Genomic DNA, 16,578 nt, shown 5'->3' with positions numbered 1-16,578 from the left:
CGCGCACCCGTGCGATCAGCCCCGGGGGGACTCCCCGGACCGCCCCACCTCCCGGTCGACCAGGGCGCCCGCGGCGCCCGTGTAGCACGCCGGGTCGCACAGCCGGTCCAGCTCCGCGCCGGCCGGCAGCCCCGCTGCCTCGGGACGCGCCGCCAGCACCTGCGCCAGCGGCCGGCCGCTCGTCCGTACCTCGTCGGCCACCTGACCGAGCAGCCGCTTGGCCGCCGTACGGCCGAGGTGCGGGGCCAGATGCGCCGCGATCCGTTCGGTCACCACCTGGTCGCCGGTGAGCGCCAGGTTGTCCCGCATCCGGTCCGGGTGCACCTCCAGGCCCGCGCACAGCTCCACCGCCGTGTGCGCGGCCCCGGCGGTCAGCCGCAGGCACTCCCGCAGCGGCGACCACTCGGCGTGCCAGACACCGGCCGACCGCTCGTCCTCGGAGACCAGGCACTGGGTCAGTCCGGCTGCCAGCAGCGGGACCTGGAGCGCGGCACTGCGGATCAGCGTGGCGAGCACCGGGTTGCGTTTGTGCGGCATGGCGGAGGAGGCGCCGCGCCCGGCCACGGACGGTTCGGCGACCTCGGCGACCTCGGTCCGGGCCAGCGACTGGACGTCGACCGCGATCTTGCCGAGCGCGCCGGCGGTGAAGGCGAGGGCGGCGCCGAGGTCCGCGACGGGCGTCCGCAGCGAGTGCCAGGGCAGCGGGGGCCGGGCGAGCCCCGTCTCGGCGGCGAACCCGTCCAGCAGCAGCCCGAGGTAACCGTCCACGTCCTCGGCCCGCTCGTCGCCGTCGACCAGCGCGTACTCCAGGTATCCGGCGAGCGTGCCGGCCGCCCCGCCCAGCGAGACGGGCAGTCCCCCGTCGAGCAATGAGGTGATCCGCCGGTGGGCGTCCAGCAGCAGCCGCCGCCACCCCGCCGCCTTCAGCCCGAAGGTGGTGGGTACGGCCTGGAGGGCGAGGGTGCGCCCCGGCATCACGGTGTCCCGGTGCTCCCGCGCCAGCCGGGCCAGCGAGTCCGCGGCTGCGACCAGGTCCGCCGCGATCAGCTCCAGGGTCCGGGTGGCGACCAGCATGGCCCCGGTGTCCAGGATGTCCTGGCTGGTGGAGCCCCGGTGCACGTACTCGGCGGCCTCCGGCGACACGGCCGCGACGGCCCGGGTCAGCGCCGCCACCAGGGAGACCACCGGGTTGGCCGTCTCCCGGGAGGCCAGCGCCAGCGCCCGCAGGTCCAGCGCGTCCGCACGCGCCACGCGGGTGACGGTCCCGGCGGCCTCCTTCGGTACGGTGCCGATCCCGGCCTGGGTCCGGGTCAACGCCGCCTCGGCGTCCAGCATGGCCTGCAACCAGGCCTCGTCGCCCGTCGCAGCCTCACCGGGCGTGCCCGCGCGGACCGGGGACAGCAGCCCCGAGTCGATGCCCGCGCCCGCCGGTGCCGGCCCCGTGTCGGTGCCGGCCGGACGGGCCGCCGCCCCCGGCGCGGGGGCACCGGGGGCGGCGGCCCGGGGGCCGGTCGGTTCGGCCGTCACACGATCACCCCGACGAAGCCCTCTGCCGCGGTGTGGGGCTGCGCGGACCACGGCCGGTGGGCGACGGGCGGCACGGCCAGGGCGGCCCGCGCGATGGCGTCGGAGTCGCCGAGCGTCACCGAGTCGACCCCGGGGCGGATGCCGGCGGCCGTGACCCAGTGCACCGACTCCGTCGGTACGCCGTAGGCGAAGCGCCGCGGATGCGCCTGCCCGTTCCCGTCCAGCAGCCGGTAGGGGCGCTCGGTGACGGCCAGCCCGCCGGTCTGGTAACTCGTGCCGCGCGAACCGGTGATGGCGTACGGGCGGGCCTGCCCGGTGTCGAGCAGATGGCGCATCAGCGGATCGTCGGTGCGCCGCAGATCGGGCTCGGGCAGCCGGGCCTCGATCAGCACCGTGGAGTGGATCGGCGGGCCCGGGACATCGGTGGAGACCGCGACGAACTGCGGCACGGTGGTGTCCACCGCGATCTTCGTGCCCGGTCCGGTCACCTCCAGCAGACCGCACTCGATCAGCGCGATCATCTCCTCGATGCGCGAGGCCGGCGGACCGATGGACAGGAACGCGTTGAGCGGGGTGTACCACCCCTCCAGCTCGTCCCGGTAGGAGTCCCCTGCCAGCCCGCCGTGGTCCACCGCGAGCCGGATCTCGTTGCGCAGGTCGCGCAGCACGTCCAGCGCGGCCTTGACGGGTCCGCTGACGTTGCCGCTGCGGGCCGCGACCACGTCGGCGGCCAGGTACTCCAGCAGCCAGGCCCGGAAGTCCTCCCGGCTGGTGAACTGCCGGTTCTCGTACGGCCGCGAGATCCGCTCCCAGGACCAGCGCTCCTGCGGCGGGACGCCGAACTCCGTGAGCAGCCGCTCCCCGTCGTCGTCGGCCGGCCGTGCCAGGTACCGCTCCGCCAGCGCCTCGCCGTCGCCCGCGCGGTCCCGGGAGGTGAGCAGGGTCCGGTAGTAGACGCTCTCCACCTCGCGGGCGATCAGCGGCCACAGGTCGGCGGTGAACCTGATCCGCTCGCCCTCGGCGGAGCGGGCGCGCAGATCGGCGATGTACTCCACGGTGAGCAGCCGGGGGAAGTACCGCCCGAAGGCGCCCTTCTGGTTCTCGCCGCGGGAGTGGTACGGCACCCCGCGCCGGGAGAAGGCGTACATCCGCGGCTCGCGCCCCGAGGGCCGGTAGCCGAGCCTGCCGTCCGCACCGCGCTCGTAGGCACCGCCCCGGCCCGCGCTGAACAGCGCCATGTGGTCGAAGAAGTTCAGCCCGAGGCCGCGCAGCAGCACCGGCTGTCCGGGTTCGATGGAGCTGAGGTCGAGGTCGGCGGGGTTCGCCGGGGCCACGTACGTCAGGTGGTGGATGCGGGCGAGACCGGCGGTGCGCGCCTCGCGCTGGGTCAGCCGGGTGGGCAGGTGGCCCTGGGCGAGGACGATCACGTCGAGCTGGTTGAGCCGGGTGCCGTCCTCCAGCCGTACGCCCTGGGTCCCGTCGGTGACGCCGTGCACATCGGCGATGGCCACCGCCCGGGAGCGGTGCACCATGACGGTGACGTGCTCCGGGGCGCGGTCCACCACCTGCTGGAAGCAGTGGCGCAGGTAGCGGCCGTAGAAGGACCGGGTGGGGTAGTCGTCCGGCCCCAGGGCCCGGGCCTCCGCCAGTACGTCGTCGTCGGCGTCGTCGGCGTCGACGTGGCCCGCCCCGGCCCGGGCGTCGAGCGCGCGGGCCCACTCGTACAGGCTGGGCCCGGATTCGATCGGGCCGGCCAGCCGCGCGCTGTCGTCGGTGAAGACGGTGATCTGCGAGGCCACGGTGTTCATCAGCAGGTGCCGGGACTGCTCGGGCCGCCAGACCGTACCGGCCCCCGGTGGCGAGGGGTCCACCACGTGGATGGTGATGGCGGAGTGCTGCGGGGCGGCCCGCTCGTTGGCGCAGAGCCGCTCCAGCACCGACAGGCCGCGGGGTCCGGCGCCCACCACACAGATCTCGAGAGGGGCGTCGCTCATGGCCGGTCGCCGTTCCCGGTGGAGCCGGCCGCCAGCAGCCGGGCCAGTTCCAGCCGTTTGATCTTGGTGGTGGCCGTCTGCGGCAGATCCTCCAGCTTCCACCGGACCGGGTCCGCCATCGGGGGCAGACCGACCACCGCGTCCCGCCACACGCGCTCGTCCAGCGGCTTGTCGTCGCGGGTGGACACCACCGGGACGGGCCGGCCGTCCGGGCCGGGGATGATGATGACCTCGATCAGGTCCTCGACCCGGGCGAAGAGCTTGTCCTCGATCTCCAGGGTGGACTCCACCCCGGGGATCTCGTCCACTTCGCGGTCCAGCAGGTGCAGGCAGCCCCACTTGGTGCGGTAGCCGACGTCACCCATCCGCCACCAGCCGTCGTTGACCTGCTTCTCCCACCGCGGGTGCTCACCCAGGTAGGTGACGATCCGTCCGTCGCTGCGGACCTCGATGAAGCCCGGTGAGGACTTGGTCGGCGGGTTGCCGTCGCGGCTGACCACCCGCACGTCGGTCATCCCGGGGAACGGTGAGCCGACACAGCGGCCGTCCGCCTCGGTCCCGCGCTTGCGGGAGTACGTCCGCGCCGCGATCGGGCCGACCTCGCTCTGGCCGTACGCCTGGGCGAACAGCGGGAGCCGCCGGCGCGAGGCGCCCAGCAGCTTGTGCACCGTGCGCGGGTGGATGGCGTCGAAGGTGGAGCTGAAGTACTTGACGTTGCTCAGCGGGCCGCGCGGGTCGTCCGCCAGCACCTCCCACCGCAGGAACGTGTTGGGGTGGGCCTCGATCAGCCCCGGGGGGACCTGGGAGAAGAGGGTGCCCACCGACTCCGGGTCGTCGTCCTTGAGGATGATCAGCGGGTGGCCCTGGAGGATCGCGATCGGCATGGCGGTGAACATCCGCGAGTGCACGAACGAGACGTGGATGGCGACCGGTTCGCGGCTGCGGACCGCCGAGACCACCGTCGCCTGGGGGCGGTAGCGGGACTGGAAGGTGTGGCCGGTGTGCACCGCCAGCTTCGGTGTGCCCGTGGTGCCCGAGGTGTGGGTGATCAGCGTCGGGTGGTCCGGCGGCATGGTGATCGGGGCGACCCGCTCGGTACCGGCGTACGACGCCAGCGGGGTCGCGCCCTCGAAGGTGCCGGAGGTCAGGAGCACCTTGCGCGCCGCGTCGAAGACGTCCGCCGGAAGGCTGTCGGTGAGCTTGGCCTCGTCGGTGACCAGATAGGGCTGCTGGGCCCTGCGCACCAGCTCGACGACGGTCGCGCCGTCCAGCTTGGGGGAGAGCAGCACCGGTACGGCACCGATCCGGGCCGCGGCGCAGGCCAGCAGCGAAATGTCGAAGCCGTCGGTCTTGTGGACGACGATCCGCTCACCGGTGCGGACCCCGGCGGCCCACAGCCGCGACGCCAGTTCGGCGACCAGCTCGGCCACCTCGGGCAGCACCAGCCGGCGGCCCAGCTCGGGCGCGACGTCCAGGTCGTGGTCCAGGACCACCATGTTGCCCGGGTGCCGGGCGGCCGCCCGGTCGAAGAGCGTTCCCAGCCGGATGCCCTTGTTCCCTATTCGTTGCAGAAACATCTCGCCCACTCCGTTTCACGTACGCGGGAAGGAACCCGTCATGCGGATTCGATGACGTCCTTGATTCGCTTGAGGGTGTCGTCGAGGTCCCGTTCCAGCTTTGCGGTCCAGTCCGCGACGAATCGCTTGCGGGCGTCCTCGTCGAGCTCGGAGACGATCTTGTGAATTCCGGCGGTCGCCTTGCCCATCCGGAAGTGGTGGACCAGCCTGCTGTCTTCGGCGAGCGGCTCGATGTCGAAGCCCCAGACCGATTCCTGGTCGTCCTGGGCGTGCGAGAGCATCATCCAGCGGAAGGTCTCGCCCGGCTCGGCCGCGGTGACGCGGGCCTCGGTGTACCAGGTCCCGCGCACGAGCGGGGCCCACGCCACGACGTCCTCGCTGCGCAGGTTCTCGCCGCGGAAGACGGTGCCCACGGCGGCGGGCTCTCCGCCGATCCATTCACCGCCCCGGCATTCGGGGCTCCATTCGGCGCTGCGCGGCAAATCGCTGACGACCGCGTAGACCTCTTTCGGGGTGGCGGATACGGCGATGTCCGCGCGCAGTTCGAAAAGCGGCGAGTTGTCGATGATTGATTTACTCATGAGGAGAACTCTGGTAGCGCGCCGAACCAGGGTCAACGAACCACGGTATGGTCCGTCAAGTCCTCTCCGGCGGACCTCACCTCCGCCACCCGGAGGAGGATTTTCCCGCGGACCTCGCCGCGTTCGAGCCGGCCGTGCGCGTCGGCGGCGGCGCTGAGCGGCATCAGGACCGTCGCCGGAGGGCGCAGCTTTCCCGAGGCCAGCAAGGTGCCGATGGTGTCCGCGGCGGCGGCGAGTTCGGCGGCGGTGGCCTGCGAGATGGCGAAGCCGACCACGGAGCCGTCCTTCAGGTACAGCGGACCGGCGGGCAGTACCGGCCGGGTGGCCATCCCGGCGAGCACCACGATCCGCCCGCGCCGGGCCAGGAGGTCGACCGCCGTTTCGAGGTCGTTGGCGGCCGAGGTGTCGACGAACACGTCAACTCCGTCGGGGCAGGCGGCCTTCAGCCGCCCCACCACGTCCGGGTCGCGGTAGTCGATCACCTCGGCGGCCCCCAGGCCCCGGCAGCGTTCGGTGTCCCGGGCCGAGGCGGTGGCGACGACCCGCGCTCCGGCGTGCACCGCCAGCACGATGAGGGCGCTGCCCACGTTGCCGCCGCCCCCCAGGACGACGACCGTCTCACCGGCCCGCACCCGGCCGTGCGGATGCAGGGCGAGGTAGGCGGTGGCGGCGGGATGGGCGAGTGCGACGGCGTCCTCGGGGTCGACCCCGTCGGGAAGCCGGTAGAGGCGGTCGGCGGGGACGGCCACCCGTTCGGCCGCGGCGCCCTGCCGGCCGGCGTGCCCCATGCTGTTGCACCACACCCGGTCGCCGGCCTCGAAGCCGGTACCGGGCGCCGACGCGGCGACGGTCCCGGCCAGGTCGCGGCCGATGACGAAGGGGAAGGTCAGGGGCGTACGCCAGGCCCCGGACCGGACGAAGGTGTCGACGTGGTTGACGGAGGCGACGCTCACGTCGACCAGAACCTCACCCGCCCGGGCCACAGGCGGGGGGAGTTCGCCGTACCGGATGGAGTCGGGAGTGCCGAGCTGTTCGATGTAGGCGGCGAGCATGGTGCCGGATTCTGGCAGCGGCGCCCAGGCCGCGTCGCCACCGGACGATTTCTCTGTCAGGTCGGCGGCGGGCGGTGGGGGGCCGGGGGGCGGCGGCCGGGGGGTTGGAGTCGGCGGGTCGGGGCGAGGGCGTCGGCGGGCGGTGGACGGCGTCGGCGGTCGGCGGGCGGCGTCGGCGGTCAACAGGCGGCGTCGGCAGGCGGTGGACGGCGTCGGCAGGCGGTGGACGGAGTCGGCGGGCGGTGGACGGAGTCGGCGGACGGTGGGCGGCGTCGGCGGGCGGTGGACGGAGTCGGCGGACGGCGTCGGCGGGCGGTGGGCGGCGTCGGCAGGCGGGTCGGTGGTCAGTGGTCGGTTCGGTGGTCAGTGGTCGGCAGCCCGGGGCCGGTGACCGGCAGGCTCGCGGAAGGCCCCCTGAGCCGCCCCGCCCCGCTCCTAGCATGAGAGCCGTGAACCTGACACTCACCGACCTCGCCCCTGACGACCCTCGTACGGTCACAGACATCGCCCCCCTGATCCGCACCCTGCGCCCCGCGTTGACCGCTGCCGCCTTCGCCGCCTTCGTGGCGGAGGCGTACGGCCAGGGGCTCCGCTTCACCGTCGCGTACGACGCCACCGGCCGGGCCCTGGGAGCGGCCACCCACCGCCTGCTGGCGACCAGCCGGGGCCGGATACTGTTCGTCGACGACCTGGTGACGGCACCCGCCTCACGGGGCCAGGGGGTCGGTGCCCACCTGCTGGCGGAACTGGAACGCCGCGCCAGGGCGGCGGGCTGCGCCCGGCTGGAACTGGACTGCGGCACCGCCAACGTCCACGCGCACCGCTTCTACCACGCGCGCCGCATGACGATCGGGGCACTGCACTTCGGCCTCGACCTCGACCTCGGCGGCCCGGACCTCGACCCGCCTGACCTCCGTCATCCGGACGCATGACACAGGGCCGAAGCCGCCCGCTCACCGGGCACCTGGAGCGGGTCACCTGGCTCAGGACCGAGCACGGCCCGGGCCACGGCCACGCCAAGGCCGTCGAGAAGGTCCGCAAGCAGGCCGGCATCCCCGGCGTCGTCATCGGACTCTGGATGCCGGGCAAGGGGAGCTACGTCCGGGCGACCGGTGTCGCCGACACCGCCACCCGTGACCCAGCGGCGGTCAGGAACCGTCCACGCTGGTCGCCCGGGCGGTGACCCGGATCGTCACCCCGGACAACGTCTACGACGCGGAGTCAGCCCGCGCTAGGGGAGTTCTCGTCGTCGGGTCCGGCGGGCTGCCTCACCCGGAGCCACGCTCACACCGCCGCCGGCGCGGTGCCGGCCCTGTCGTCGTGCCCCGCCCCCGGGCGCCCGCCCGGCGGCCACCGGAGCGGGACGAGGCGAACCCGGACCGCCTCCAGCCGTTCCAGGCAGGGAAGTTCGGGTACCCGGCTGGGAACACGGAATCGACGGACGAACAGGGAGAGCGCCATGGCGAAGAAGAAGGCATCCGGCACCACGCGTCCGAAGGCCGCCTCAGCGGCGGGCCGGGCCGCCAAGGGGGGCTCGTCGAAGAGCAGCAGGACGGCCGCCGCGAGCGCACTGTCGCAGACCTCCGGCAAGGCGGGCGGGGCCGAAGCGAAGACGACCACGTCGAAACCGGCCTCCGCGGCGGGCAAGACCGTGCGGTCCGAGAAGCGGACGAAGTCCGAGAAGAAGGCCGCGGCCAGCGCCTTGGCCCAGACGTCGACCGCATCGCCGCGCAGGCCCGGCAAGAAGATACTCACCGCCGCCGCCAAGGTCCTGGCCGACAAGAAGTCGACGAAGGCGGAACGTTCCGAGGCGGCGAGCACCCTCGCCCAGGCTGCGGCGTACGCACTGAGGTAACGCGAGCGGTCATGCCCTCGGCGCGGAACGGGGACCCTGCGGCAGGTCGGAACGGGACCCTGCGGCAGGTCGGAGACGAACCCCTGCCGAGGGCCACCGCACTCTCAGCGCAGCGCGCTGCGCTGCTGCCACTCGGTCCACGAGAGGTTCCACGCGCCGAAGCCGTTCCCGGGCTCGACCACGCCCTTGGTGTCCTGGCCGGTGATCTCGAACGGGTCGCCCGGCCGCACCCGCGCGTAGAACCAGGCCGCGTCCGCGTCGCTCATCCCTATGCACCCGGAACTCCGGTTGGCCCTGCCCAGGTGCCGGGCGTTCCACGGGGCGGCGTGCGCGTACATGCCCGACCAGGTCAGCCGCATCGAGTGGTCGACCGTCTTGTCGTAGGCGTCGCCGAGGCCCACCGTCTCGGAGTTCATGTTGATGGTGCCCTCCTTGGCCATGAGCACGGCGGTTCCGCGCCAGGAACGCTTGTCACCACCGGGTGTGCCGCCGGAGACGGGTATGCGGCGGACCGTCCTCCCGTCGCGGACGAGGGAGAGCCGATGACGGTCGAGGTCGACCTTGACGACCTGCCGGCCGCCGACGGTGAAGGCGGTCGCGTAGTCACGTACGAACCAGCCGCCGCCCGCCCCTGAGTCGGTGCCGTTCAGCTCGGCGTTCAGCCTGACCTCGGTCCCGGGCTTCCAGTAGGTCCTGGGCCGCCAGTCCACCCTGTCCCGGCCCGACCAGTCGCGTATCCAGCCCCAGGAACCCTCGGTGCCGTTCGAGGTGGTGATCCGGAGCTGCTTCTCGACCTCGGCCCGGTTCCTGACCGGGTGGTCGAAGACCAGGGAGATCGGCTGGGCGATGCCCACGGTGGCGCCGGCGCCCGGTCGCCAGTCGACCTTGTTGACCTTGTCCGCCGCAGCCGTGGTGACGCCGACCCTGGTGCTGCGGGCGGTTCCGCCCGCGGACCGGGTCGCCGCCGTCACCGTGTACGCCGTGCCGGGTACGGCCTTGCGGTCGGAGACCCAGGACCGGCCGTCGGCGGCGACCCGGCCGGCGAGCCGGTGGCCCTCGGCGTCGGTGACGGTCACCGAGGTGAGGCTGCCGCCCGCGGCCGTGACCCGTATGGGCTCGCCGGCCGGGGCCTTCCTCCCCGCGGGCGTGACGGTGACCGTGACGGGGCGGTCGTCGGGGCTCGGCGTCACCTCGGCGGCCGGCGAGCCGGCGGAGGTGCTCGACGAGCAGGCGGCGAGCGGCACCAGCAGGGCGGCCACGACGGTGGCCCGGAGGCGGGCATGGGCGAGGACGCGAATGCGGGACAACAGGGCCTCCGGTGAAGGACACGAGAGCGGACGAGCCGGCGATGTCGTGACTGTAGAGCCGGAAAATCCGAGGTCAGTGGCTACGGGGCGATGTGACGGCGACTGGTGAGGAACGGTCATCGTCCGGTCACATTCGCCGCGCGGAGCGGTCATGAACCGCTGTGAGCATCCTCTGCATCCCCGCGAAAGGTCCGGGGAGCCGTCCCCGCGAAAGGTCCGGGGAGAAGGAGAGGCCAGACCGTGTCAGCGCTGCTCGTGCCGTCGTCGTCCAGCCCCGTGCGCCGAGCACGGAACCGGGACGTGGTCCTGCGAACCATCACCGCCGAGACCTACCGTGCCTTCCTCGCGTCCCCCGACGGCCAGGCCCTCGGCCCCGGCTTCCTGCAATGCCCGTCCTGGGCCGACGTCAAGGAGGGCTGGCGCTCCCAGCTGCTCGGCTGGGGGCCGGATCCGGAGGCGGGCGAACTGACCGGCGTGGCCCTGGTGCTGCTGCGGCAGTTCCCCGGCACCCGCAAGTACTTCGCCTACCTCCCCGAAGGGCCCGTCGCCGACTGGCACGACCCCGACGTCGACGGCTGGTTCGACCCGCTGCTGGAGCACCTGCGCCGGGCGGGAGCCTTCGCCGTGCGCATCGGCCCGTCCCCCGCCTACCGGCGTTGGAGCGCCACCCGGCTCAAGCCGCTCACCGGCCCGGGCCGCCGCCTGGGCGACGTCCTTGCCAGTGAGGTCGACCCGCTCGGCACCGCCGTCGCCGAGCGGCTGCGGGCCCGGGGCTGGAGCCGCTGCGGTGGCGAGGGGACCGGCGAGGACGGGGACGCCCAGCCCCGGTACGTCTTCCACGTGCCGCTCGCCGGACGCACCACGGAGGAGCTGTGGTCCGGCCTCAACCAGGAGTGGCGCCGCAATGTGCGCCGGGCCCAGAAGGAGGGCGTGGAGGTGGTGGTGGGCAGTGCGGCGGACCTCCCGGAGTTCTGCCGGCTGCTCGGCATCACCGAGCGGCGCGACGGTTTCCGGCTGGGCCGCTCGCTCGCGTACTACGAGCGTCAGTACGCGGCGCTCAACGCCGAGGAGCCGGGCCGGATGAAGCTGTACCTGGCCCGTCACCAGGGCGAGATCCTGGCCGCCCACACGATGATCACGGTGGGCCGCCGGGCCTGGTACCAGACCGGCGCCTCGGCCGACCACCGCCGCGAGGTCCGGCCCTCCAACGCCCTTCAGTGGCGGATGCTGCAGGACGCCCACGCCCTCGGCGCCGACGTCTACGACATGCGCGGGGTACCCTCCTGTCTCGATCCGGAGGAACGTGCGTACGGATTGCTGCGGTGGAAGCTCGGCACCGGGGGGCAGGTCGTCGAGACGTTGGGGGAATGGGAGAGGCCAGTGGGCGGCAGCGCCAACCATGCGCTTCACCGCGCCTTCCAGGCGTACCTGAAGCGCCGATGAAGCAGACGGCCTCGATGAAGCAGACGGCCCCGACGAATCAGACGGCCCCGACGAAGCAGACCGCCCCGCCGCAGCAGACGGCCCCGACGAATCAGACGGCCCCGATGCAGCAAGCAGCTCCGACGCGACAGGTGGTGCAGTCCGGCACGGACCGTACGGAAGCGACGATGGCGGTGTCCGCTCCACGCGGCAGCGCCGTGATGGCCGCCGGATCCATCGTCTCCCGGGCCACCGGATTCGCCCGGTCCGCCGTGGTCGCGGCGGCGCTGGGCACCATCGGGCCGACCGCCGACGGCTATGCGGTCGGCAACGCCCTGCCCACCATCGTCTACATGCTGCTCCTCGGCGGCGCGCTGAACGCCGTCTTCGTGCCCGAGCTGGTCCGGGCGGCCAAGGAGCACGCCGACGGGGGAGCCGCCTACACCGACCGGCTCATCACCATCTGCGTCGTCGCCCTGCTGGCCATCACCGCGACGGCGGTATGGGCGGCTCCCGCGATCGTCGACGCGTACACCGACTACAGCGGCCGGCAGGCGGCCATGACCACCGCGCTGGCCCGCTACTGCCTGCCCCAGATCTTCTTCCTCGGACTGTTCACGCTGCTCGGACAGGTACTCAACGCCCGGGGCCGGTTCGGCGTGATGATGTGGTCGCCGGTCCTGAACAATCTCGTCGTCATGACCGTCTTCGGTCTGTACCTCGCCCTGGCGCTGGGGGGCGGGGACACGCTCACCCCGACCGGGACCGCCCTGCTCGGCTGGGGCACGACCGCCGGGATCGCCGTCCAGGCACTCGCCCTCGTCCCCGCGCTGCGCGCCGCCCGCTTCCGCTGGCGGCCCCGCTTCGACTGGCGCGGCAGCGGACTGACGCGCCCTCTGCGGTCGGCCGGCTGGCTGGTGCTGCTGGTCCTCGCCAACCAGGCCGCGTACTGGGTCACCACCCGGCTCGCCACGACCGCGGGCCTCGACGGCGGCCCCGGATTCGGCGCCTACAACAACGCCTACGTCCTCTGGGTCGTCCCGCACGGCATCATCACGGTCTCCGTGGTGACCGCCCTGATGCCCCGGATGAGTGCGGCCGCCGCCGACGGGGACACCGCCGCCGTGCGGCGCGACGTCTCCCACGCCCTGCGGGTGAGTGCCGCCGCCGTCGTCCCCGCCGCCTGCGCGCTGCTCGCCCTCGCCCAGCCGGTGATGGCCCTCGTCTTCGGGTACGGCAGGACCAGCGCCGCCGACACGGCCGCGATGGCCGTGATCCTGATGGCCTTCGCGCCGGGGCTCGTCGCCCTGTCGGGCCAGTACGTGCTGTCCCGCGCCTTCTACGCGCTCTCCGACACCCGTACGCCCTTCCTCCTCAACCTCGTGATCGTCGCCCTCAACGCCGGACTGTCCCTGGCCGCCGCGCACCTGCTGCCGGCCCGCTGGGCGGTCACGGGCATGGCGGCGGCGTACTCCCTGGCGCTGTGCGCGGGCTGCGCGGTGACCGGCCGGGTGCTGAGCCGCCGGCTCGCCGTCGTACGCCCCCTGCGGTCGTCCGCGGCGGCCACCCACGCACGGCTGCTGCTCGCCGCCGTCCCCGCCACCGCGCTGGCTCACCTCGCGGCCCTGGGCGCGGGACGCGCGGGGGCCCTGGCCGCCACGGCCGCCGGCGCGGCTGCCGTCGTCCTCACCTTCGCCCTGCTCGCCCGTCCGCTGCGGCTCGCCGAACTGGAAGCGCTTCTCCTGCGTGTACGCGGGAGACGGGCCCGGACCTGACCACCACCGAGGGAGAACTGCCGATGCCCCGCGTGCTCCTCATCGAGGACGACCCCGCCGTGCGCGAGGGGGTCGAACTCGGGCTGCGCCGCCGCGGCCACGACGTACGGGCGGCCGCGACCGGCGAGGACGGCCTCGCCGCGCTGGCGGAGTTCCGCCCCGATCTGCTGCTGCTGGACCTGATGCTGCCCGGAATGAACGGCGTCCAGGTCTGCCGGCAGGTCCGCGGCCACAGCCAGCTGCCGATCATCATGCTCACCGCGCGCGGCGACGACTTCGACGTGGTCATCGGCCTGGAGGCCGGCGCCGACGACTACATCGTCAAGCCAGCCCGGCCCGAGGTGATCGAGGCCCGGATCCGTGCCGTACTGCGCCGCATGGACGACGGCGGCACGGGACGCCCGGCCATCGAGGTGTACGGCGAACTCACCATCGACCGGGTCGGGCTGACGGTCACCAGGTCCGGCCGCCCGCTGTCACTGGCTCCCTCGGAGCTGCGGCTCCTGCTGCATCTCTCGGCCGCTCCTGAACAGGTGTTCAGCAGGCAGCAACTGCTGGAGAACGTCTGGGAGCACACGTTCCACGCCGATGCCCGGCTGGTCGACGCCTGCGTCGCCCGTCTGCGCGGCAAGATCGAGCACGAGGTCGGCAGCCCCCGCTACGTCCAGACCCTGCGGGGCTTCGGCTACCGCTTCGGTCCGTTGTGACCATCGCTTCCCGCCTCGCTCAGCAGCGCCGGCTCAAGGGCAGGGGCACGGGACCGGGCGAAGGCAAGGGACCGGGACCGGGCGAAGGCAAGGGCACGGGACCGGGCGAAGGCAAGGGCACGGGACCGGGCGAAGGCAAGGGCACGGGACCGGGCAAGGGCGTAGGCACAGGACCGAGCGGGGCGGCCGCACCACCCGCACCGGCCAGACCGTCCGTACCGGGCCAACTGTCCGCATCGGCCGGACCGTCCGCACCGGGCCGACCGGACCGCCCAGGCCCCGACGAGCGTGCGCGCGTCCGGGCGTTCGGCCTGCGCACGCGCCTGCTGGCCGCCTTCCTCCTGGTCGCGGCCGTCAGTGCGGGCACGACGTCCGCGCTGACCTACCGCGAGGCCCGCAGCGCGCTGCTGAAGACCGCCCAGGACACGGCGGTCTCGACGTTCCGCGAGCAGGTCCAGCAGACGGGCTTCGGCCTGCCCGTCCAGGAGGAGGGACTGGAGGAAGTCCTCCGCGACCTCGCCCGTAAGGGCAAACCGCGCCCCTGGGTGGTCTTCGCCGAGTACGGTTCGCTGCGCGCCTCCTCCGGCGAGAACCCGGTCTCCACGGTCATCACCCCCGAACTGCGCCGCGCCGCACGGGCCGACCCGTACGGCAGCTTCGAGCGGGTGGTCAAGGACGGCGTCCCCTACCTGACGATCGCCATGCCCGCCGTCTTCAGGACCGGCCCGCAAAGCGTGCTGCCCACCGGGCTCGTCCTGTACGCCGTCATGCGGATGACCGATGAGCAGACCAACGTCGACGCCCTCCTCACGGCCGCCCGCGACGGCGCCCTGCCCGGCCTCGCCGTAGCGCTGGTACCCGGCCTGATCGCCGCACGCAGCGTGCTGCGCCCGGTGCGGGAGCTGCGTCGGGCGGCCCGGAGCATGGGCAGCGGCAGACTCGACACCCGGATCTCGGTGCGGGGCAGCGACGAACTGGCGGACCTGGCCGCCACCTTCAACGAGTCGGCGGCCCAACTGGAGGACTCGGTCCACGAACTGCGCGAGGCAGAGGCGCGCGCCCGCCGCTTCGCCTCTGACGTCTCGCACGAACTGCGCACCCCCCTCGCCGGAATGCTCGCCGTCACCGAGGTCCTCGACGAGGACGCGGACCACCTGGACGCCGACACCGCGCGGGCGGTCCGACTCGTCAGCGCGGAGACCGGGAAGCTCGCCGTACTCGTCGAGGACCTGATGGAGATCTCCCGCTTCGACGCCCGTGCGGCCGAGCTGAACGCCGACGAGGTCGATGTGGCCGAGACCATCCGCAAGACCCTCCAGAACCGGCACTGGAACGAGGACGACCGGGTCCACACCGAACTCCCCGCCGACATCCGGGCCCGGCTCGACCCGCGCCGCTTCGACGTCGTGATCGCCAACCTGGTCGGCAACGCGCTGCGGCACGGCGGCGCGCCGGTGGCGGTACGCCTGCGCACCGGGGAACGCCCGGGGGGAACGCCCGTACTGATCACCGAGGTGGCGGACCGGGGCCCCGGTATCCGCCCCGAGTCGATCCCGTACATCTTCGACCGCTTCTACAAGGCCGACGCGGCCCGAACCCGCTCGGCGGGCAGCGGCCTGGGCCTGGCGATCACCCAGGAGAACGTGCGTCTGCACGGCGGAACGATCCGCGCGGGGAACCGGCCGGGCGGCGGTGCGGTCTTCACCGTGGAGATCCCGCTCCACGCCGGGGAGGCCACCGTATGAGGCATACGCGGGCACACCGATGCGCGGCGGCCGTCGTCGCGGCCGCCCTGCCGCTGCTGGGCGGCTGCGGCATCCAGGAGACCGACCCCATCGAGGCGGGCGGCCCGGCGACCGTCGAGGCCTTCTACAACCGCAACGACGACATGATGCTCTTCTTCCGCACCCCGGAGGGAGCGGTGACCCCCGTGATCAGGAGCGCCAGGCCTTCGGCCGGGTTCGGCGGCGACTACGTCGAGCCGAACGCCGACACCACCCCCGGCCCGCCACCGACGGAGAAGACCGTCATGGCGCTGCTCGCCGGCCCGATGCGGGAGGACCGGGCCGCCGGCCTGACCACCGCCCTGCCCGCCGCCCGCCCCGGCACGACCGCCGAGGTCGCGTCCTCCCCCGGCGACAAGGTCACCACCCGTCTCCCCCTCCCCCTGAAGGGACTGGACACCACCGCGCTACGCCAGCTGACCTGCACGATCGCCTACAGCCTGGCCGCCGACGGCCAGGTCGAAGTGGAGCTGACGGGCCAGGACGGCGCAACGACCTCCGGCACCTGCGGCCTCGCCCCCGGCCCGGCCGGCTGAGAACAGGGCAGGGTCTGGACGACGACTCAGTCCGAGAAGGGGGTTGCTGTCTCCCCCCAGGCGAATACGAACTGGCCCCGTGAAGCCTCATACGTGACAGCAGCACCTGAACTCTCCATGTCGAACCGCTCATGGAGCCACCCGTCCATGGCCAACGCTGCCGCCTCGGACCGATAGTCGCTCAGCGGGTAATCGAGTGAGGCTGCTTGAATGAAAACGCCTTCGGGCAGGAGGTCACTCAGGGCACGTGCATTGATGGAAACTCCGAATGCCAGCCAGGCGGCGTCTTTCCAGTGCAGGCCGGAGGCGGGGAGGCCGAGCCAGATGTTCTTGTGGATCTGCATGCTGTGCGGTGGGACCCCGCCTTCCGCGGGAGCGGCTTCCGCCCGCAGGTTCACCGCGAGCCCGCCTGCTGGGCCGCGAAAGCGGAACTTGAATACCTGAGTCACGGGTTCCTTCAG

At 73.1% G+C, this 16,578-nt stretch carries 14 protein-coding genes and 1 pseudogene; 8 read left to right on the top strand and 7 right to left on the bottom strand.

Going from position 1 to position 16,578, the window contains the following annotated elements; translation table 11 throughout:
- Positions 1–15 precede the first annotated feature (15 nt).
- From ACIQAK_RS10425 to ACIQAK_RS10405, 5 genes are read right to left on the bottom strand one after another with little or no spacing between them, the layout of a single operon-like run.
- Positions 16–1,527 (bottom strand): adenylosuccinate lyase family protein, encoded by a 1,512-nt coding sequence (locus ACIQAK_RS10425; RefSeq protein WP_366388814.1) that lies wholly within the window; start codon positions 1,525–1,527, stop codon positions 16–18.
- On the bottom strand, positions 1,524–3,521 hold the full coding sequence (locus ACIQAK_RS10420) for an FAD/NAD(P)-binding protein (RefSeq protein WP_366388815.1): 1,998 nt from the start codon (positions 3,519–3,521) through the stop codon (positions 1,524–1,526). Before ACIQAK_RS10420 ends, ACIQAK_RS10425 begins: the two co-directional genes overlap by 4 nt.
- On the bottom strand, positions 3,518–5,098 hold the full coding sequence (locus ACIQAK_RS10415) for an AMP-binding protein (protein ID WP_366388816.1): 1,581 nt from the start codon (positions 5,096–5,098) through the stop codon (positions 3,518–3,520). The genes ACIQAK_RS10420 and ACIQAK_RS10415 overlap by 4 nt, the downstream gene beginning before the upstream one ends.
- 38 nt (positions 5,099–5,136) lie before the next feature.
- A complete protein-coding gene (locus tag ACIQAK_RS10410) occupies positions 5,137–5,679 on the bottom strand; it encodes an SRPBCC family protein (RefSeq protein WP_366388817.1) in 543 nt (180 codons plus the stop codon).
- Between the two features lie 32 nt (positions 5,680–5,711).
- Positions 5,712–6,731: an NADPH:quinone reductase gene (locus ACIQAK_RS10405; RefSeq protein ID WP_366388818.1), complete on the bottom strand. Its 1,020-nt coding sequence runs from the start codon at positions 6,729–6,731 to the stop codon at positions 5,712–5,714.
- Between the two features lie 449 nt (positions 6,732–7,180).
- Between ACIQAK_RS10405 and ACIQAK_RS10400 the strand changes: the two genes are divergently transcribed.
- From ACIQAK_RS10400 to ACIQAK_RS10390, 3 genes and pseudogenes are all read left to right on the top strand, one after another.
- The gene (locus ACIQAK_RS10400; RefSeq protein WP_401847904.1) at positions 7,181–7,663 is read left to right on the top strand and encodes a GNAT family N-acetyltransferase; all 483 of its coding nucleotides are present in this window, start codon (positions 7,181–7,183) and stop codon (positions 7,661–7,663) included.
- A pseudogene (locus tag ACIQAK_RS10395) lies at positions 7,660–7,872 on the top strand (DUF4287 domain-containing protein); the annotation flags it as partial. The gene ACIQAK_RS10400 and the pseudogene ACIQAK_RS10395, both read left to right, overlap by 4 nt.
- 318 nt (positions 7,873–8,190) lie before the next feature.
- Positions 8,191–8,586, top strand: coding sequence for a hypothetical protein (locus tag ACIQAK_RS10390; RefSeq protein WP_366388820.1), 396 nt, complete (start codon positions 8,191–8,193; stop codon positions 8,584–8,586).
- A 104-nt stretch (positions 8,587–8,690) separates the two neighbouring features.
- Here the strand turns inward: ACIQAK_RS10390 and ACIQAK_RS10385 are convergent, their stop codons facing one another.
- Complete coding sequence (locus ACIQAK_RS10385) at positions 8,691–9,893, bottom strand: Ig-like domain-containing protein (protein WP_366388821.1); 1,203 nt, start codon at positions 9,891–9,893, stop codon at positions 8,691–8,693.
- Between the two features lie 240 nt (positions 9,894–10,133).
- Between ACIQAK_RS10385 and ACIQAK_RS10380 the strand changes: the two genes are divergently transcribed.
- The 5 genes from ACIQAK_RS10380 to ACIQAK_RS10360 all read left to right on the top strand — a co-directional run bounded on the left by ACIQAK_RS10380 (position 10,134) and on the right by ACIQAK_RS10360 (position 16,117).
- Positions 10,134–11,336, top strand: a complete 1,203-nt coding sequence (locus tag ACIQAK_RS10380; protein WP_366388822.1) for a peptidoglycan bridge formation glycyltransferase FemA/FemB family protein — start codon at positions 10,134–10,136, stop codon at positions 11,334–11,336.
- Between the two features lie 200 nt (positions 11,337–11,536).
- Positions 11,537–13,090, top strand: a complete 1,554-nt coding sequence (gene murJ, locus ACIQAK_RS10375) for a murein biosynthesis integral membrane protein MurJ (protein ID WP_366388975.1) — start codon at positions 11,537–11,539, stop codon at positions 13,088–13,090.
- 23 nt (positions 13,091–13,113) lie between these two features.
- Entirely contained in the window at positions 13,114–13,797 is a 684-nt protein-coding gene (locus ACIQAK_RS10370) for a response regulator transcription factor (RefSeq protein ID WP_366388823.1), read from the top strand.
- Between the two features lie 227 nt (positions 13,798–14,024).
- A complete protein-coding gene (locus ACIQAK_RS10365) occupies positions 14,025–15,542 on the top strand; it encodes an ATP-binding protein (protein ID WP_401847990.1) in 1,518 nt (505 codons plus the stop codon).
- On the top strand, positions 15,539–16,117 hold the full coding sequence (locus ACIQAK_RS10360; RefSeq protein WP_366388824.1) for a hypothetical protein: 579 nt from the start codon (positions 15,539–15,541) through the stop codon (positions 16,115–16,117). The genes ACIQAK_RS10365 and ACIQAK_RS10360 overlap by 4 nt, the downstream gene beginning before the upstream one ends.
- Positions 16,118–16,143: 26 nt before the next feature.
- Here ACIQAK_RS10360 and ACIQAK_RS10355 read toward each other — a convergent pair whose 3' ends face one another.
- Positions 16,144–16,566, bottom strand: a complete 423-nt coding sequence (locus tag ACIQAK_RS10355; RefSeq protein ID WP_366388984.1) for a hypothetical protein — start codon at positions 16,564–16,566, stop codon at positions 16,144–16,146.
- Positions 16,567–16,578: the final 12 nt, after the last annotated feature.

The organism is Streptomyces sp. NPDC088706 (assembly GCF_044752765.1).
Taxonomy (GTDB): domain Bacteria; phylum Actinomycetota; class Actinomycetes; order Streptomycetales; family Streptomycetaceae; genus Streptomyces.
This window is presented reverse-complemented; position numbering and strand designations above follow the sequence as displayed.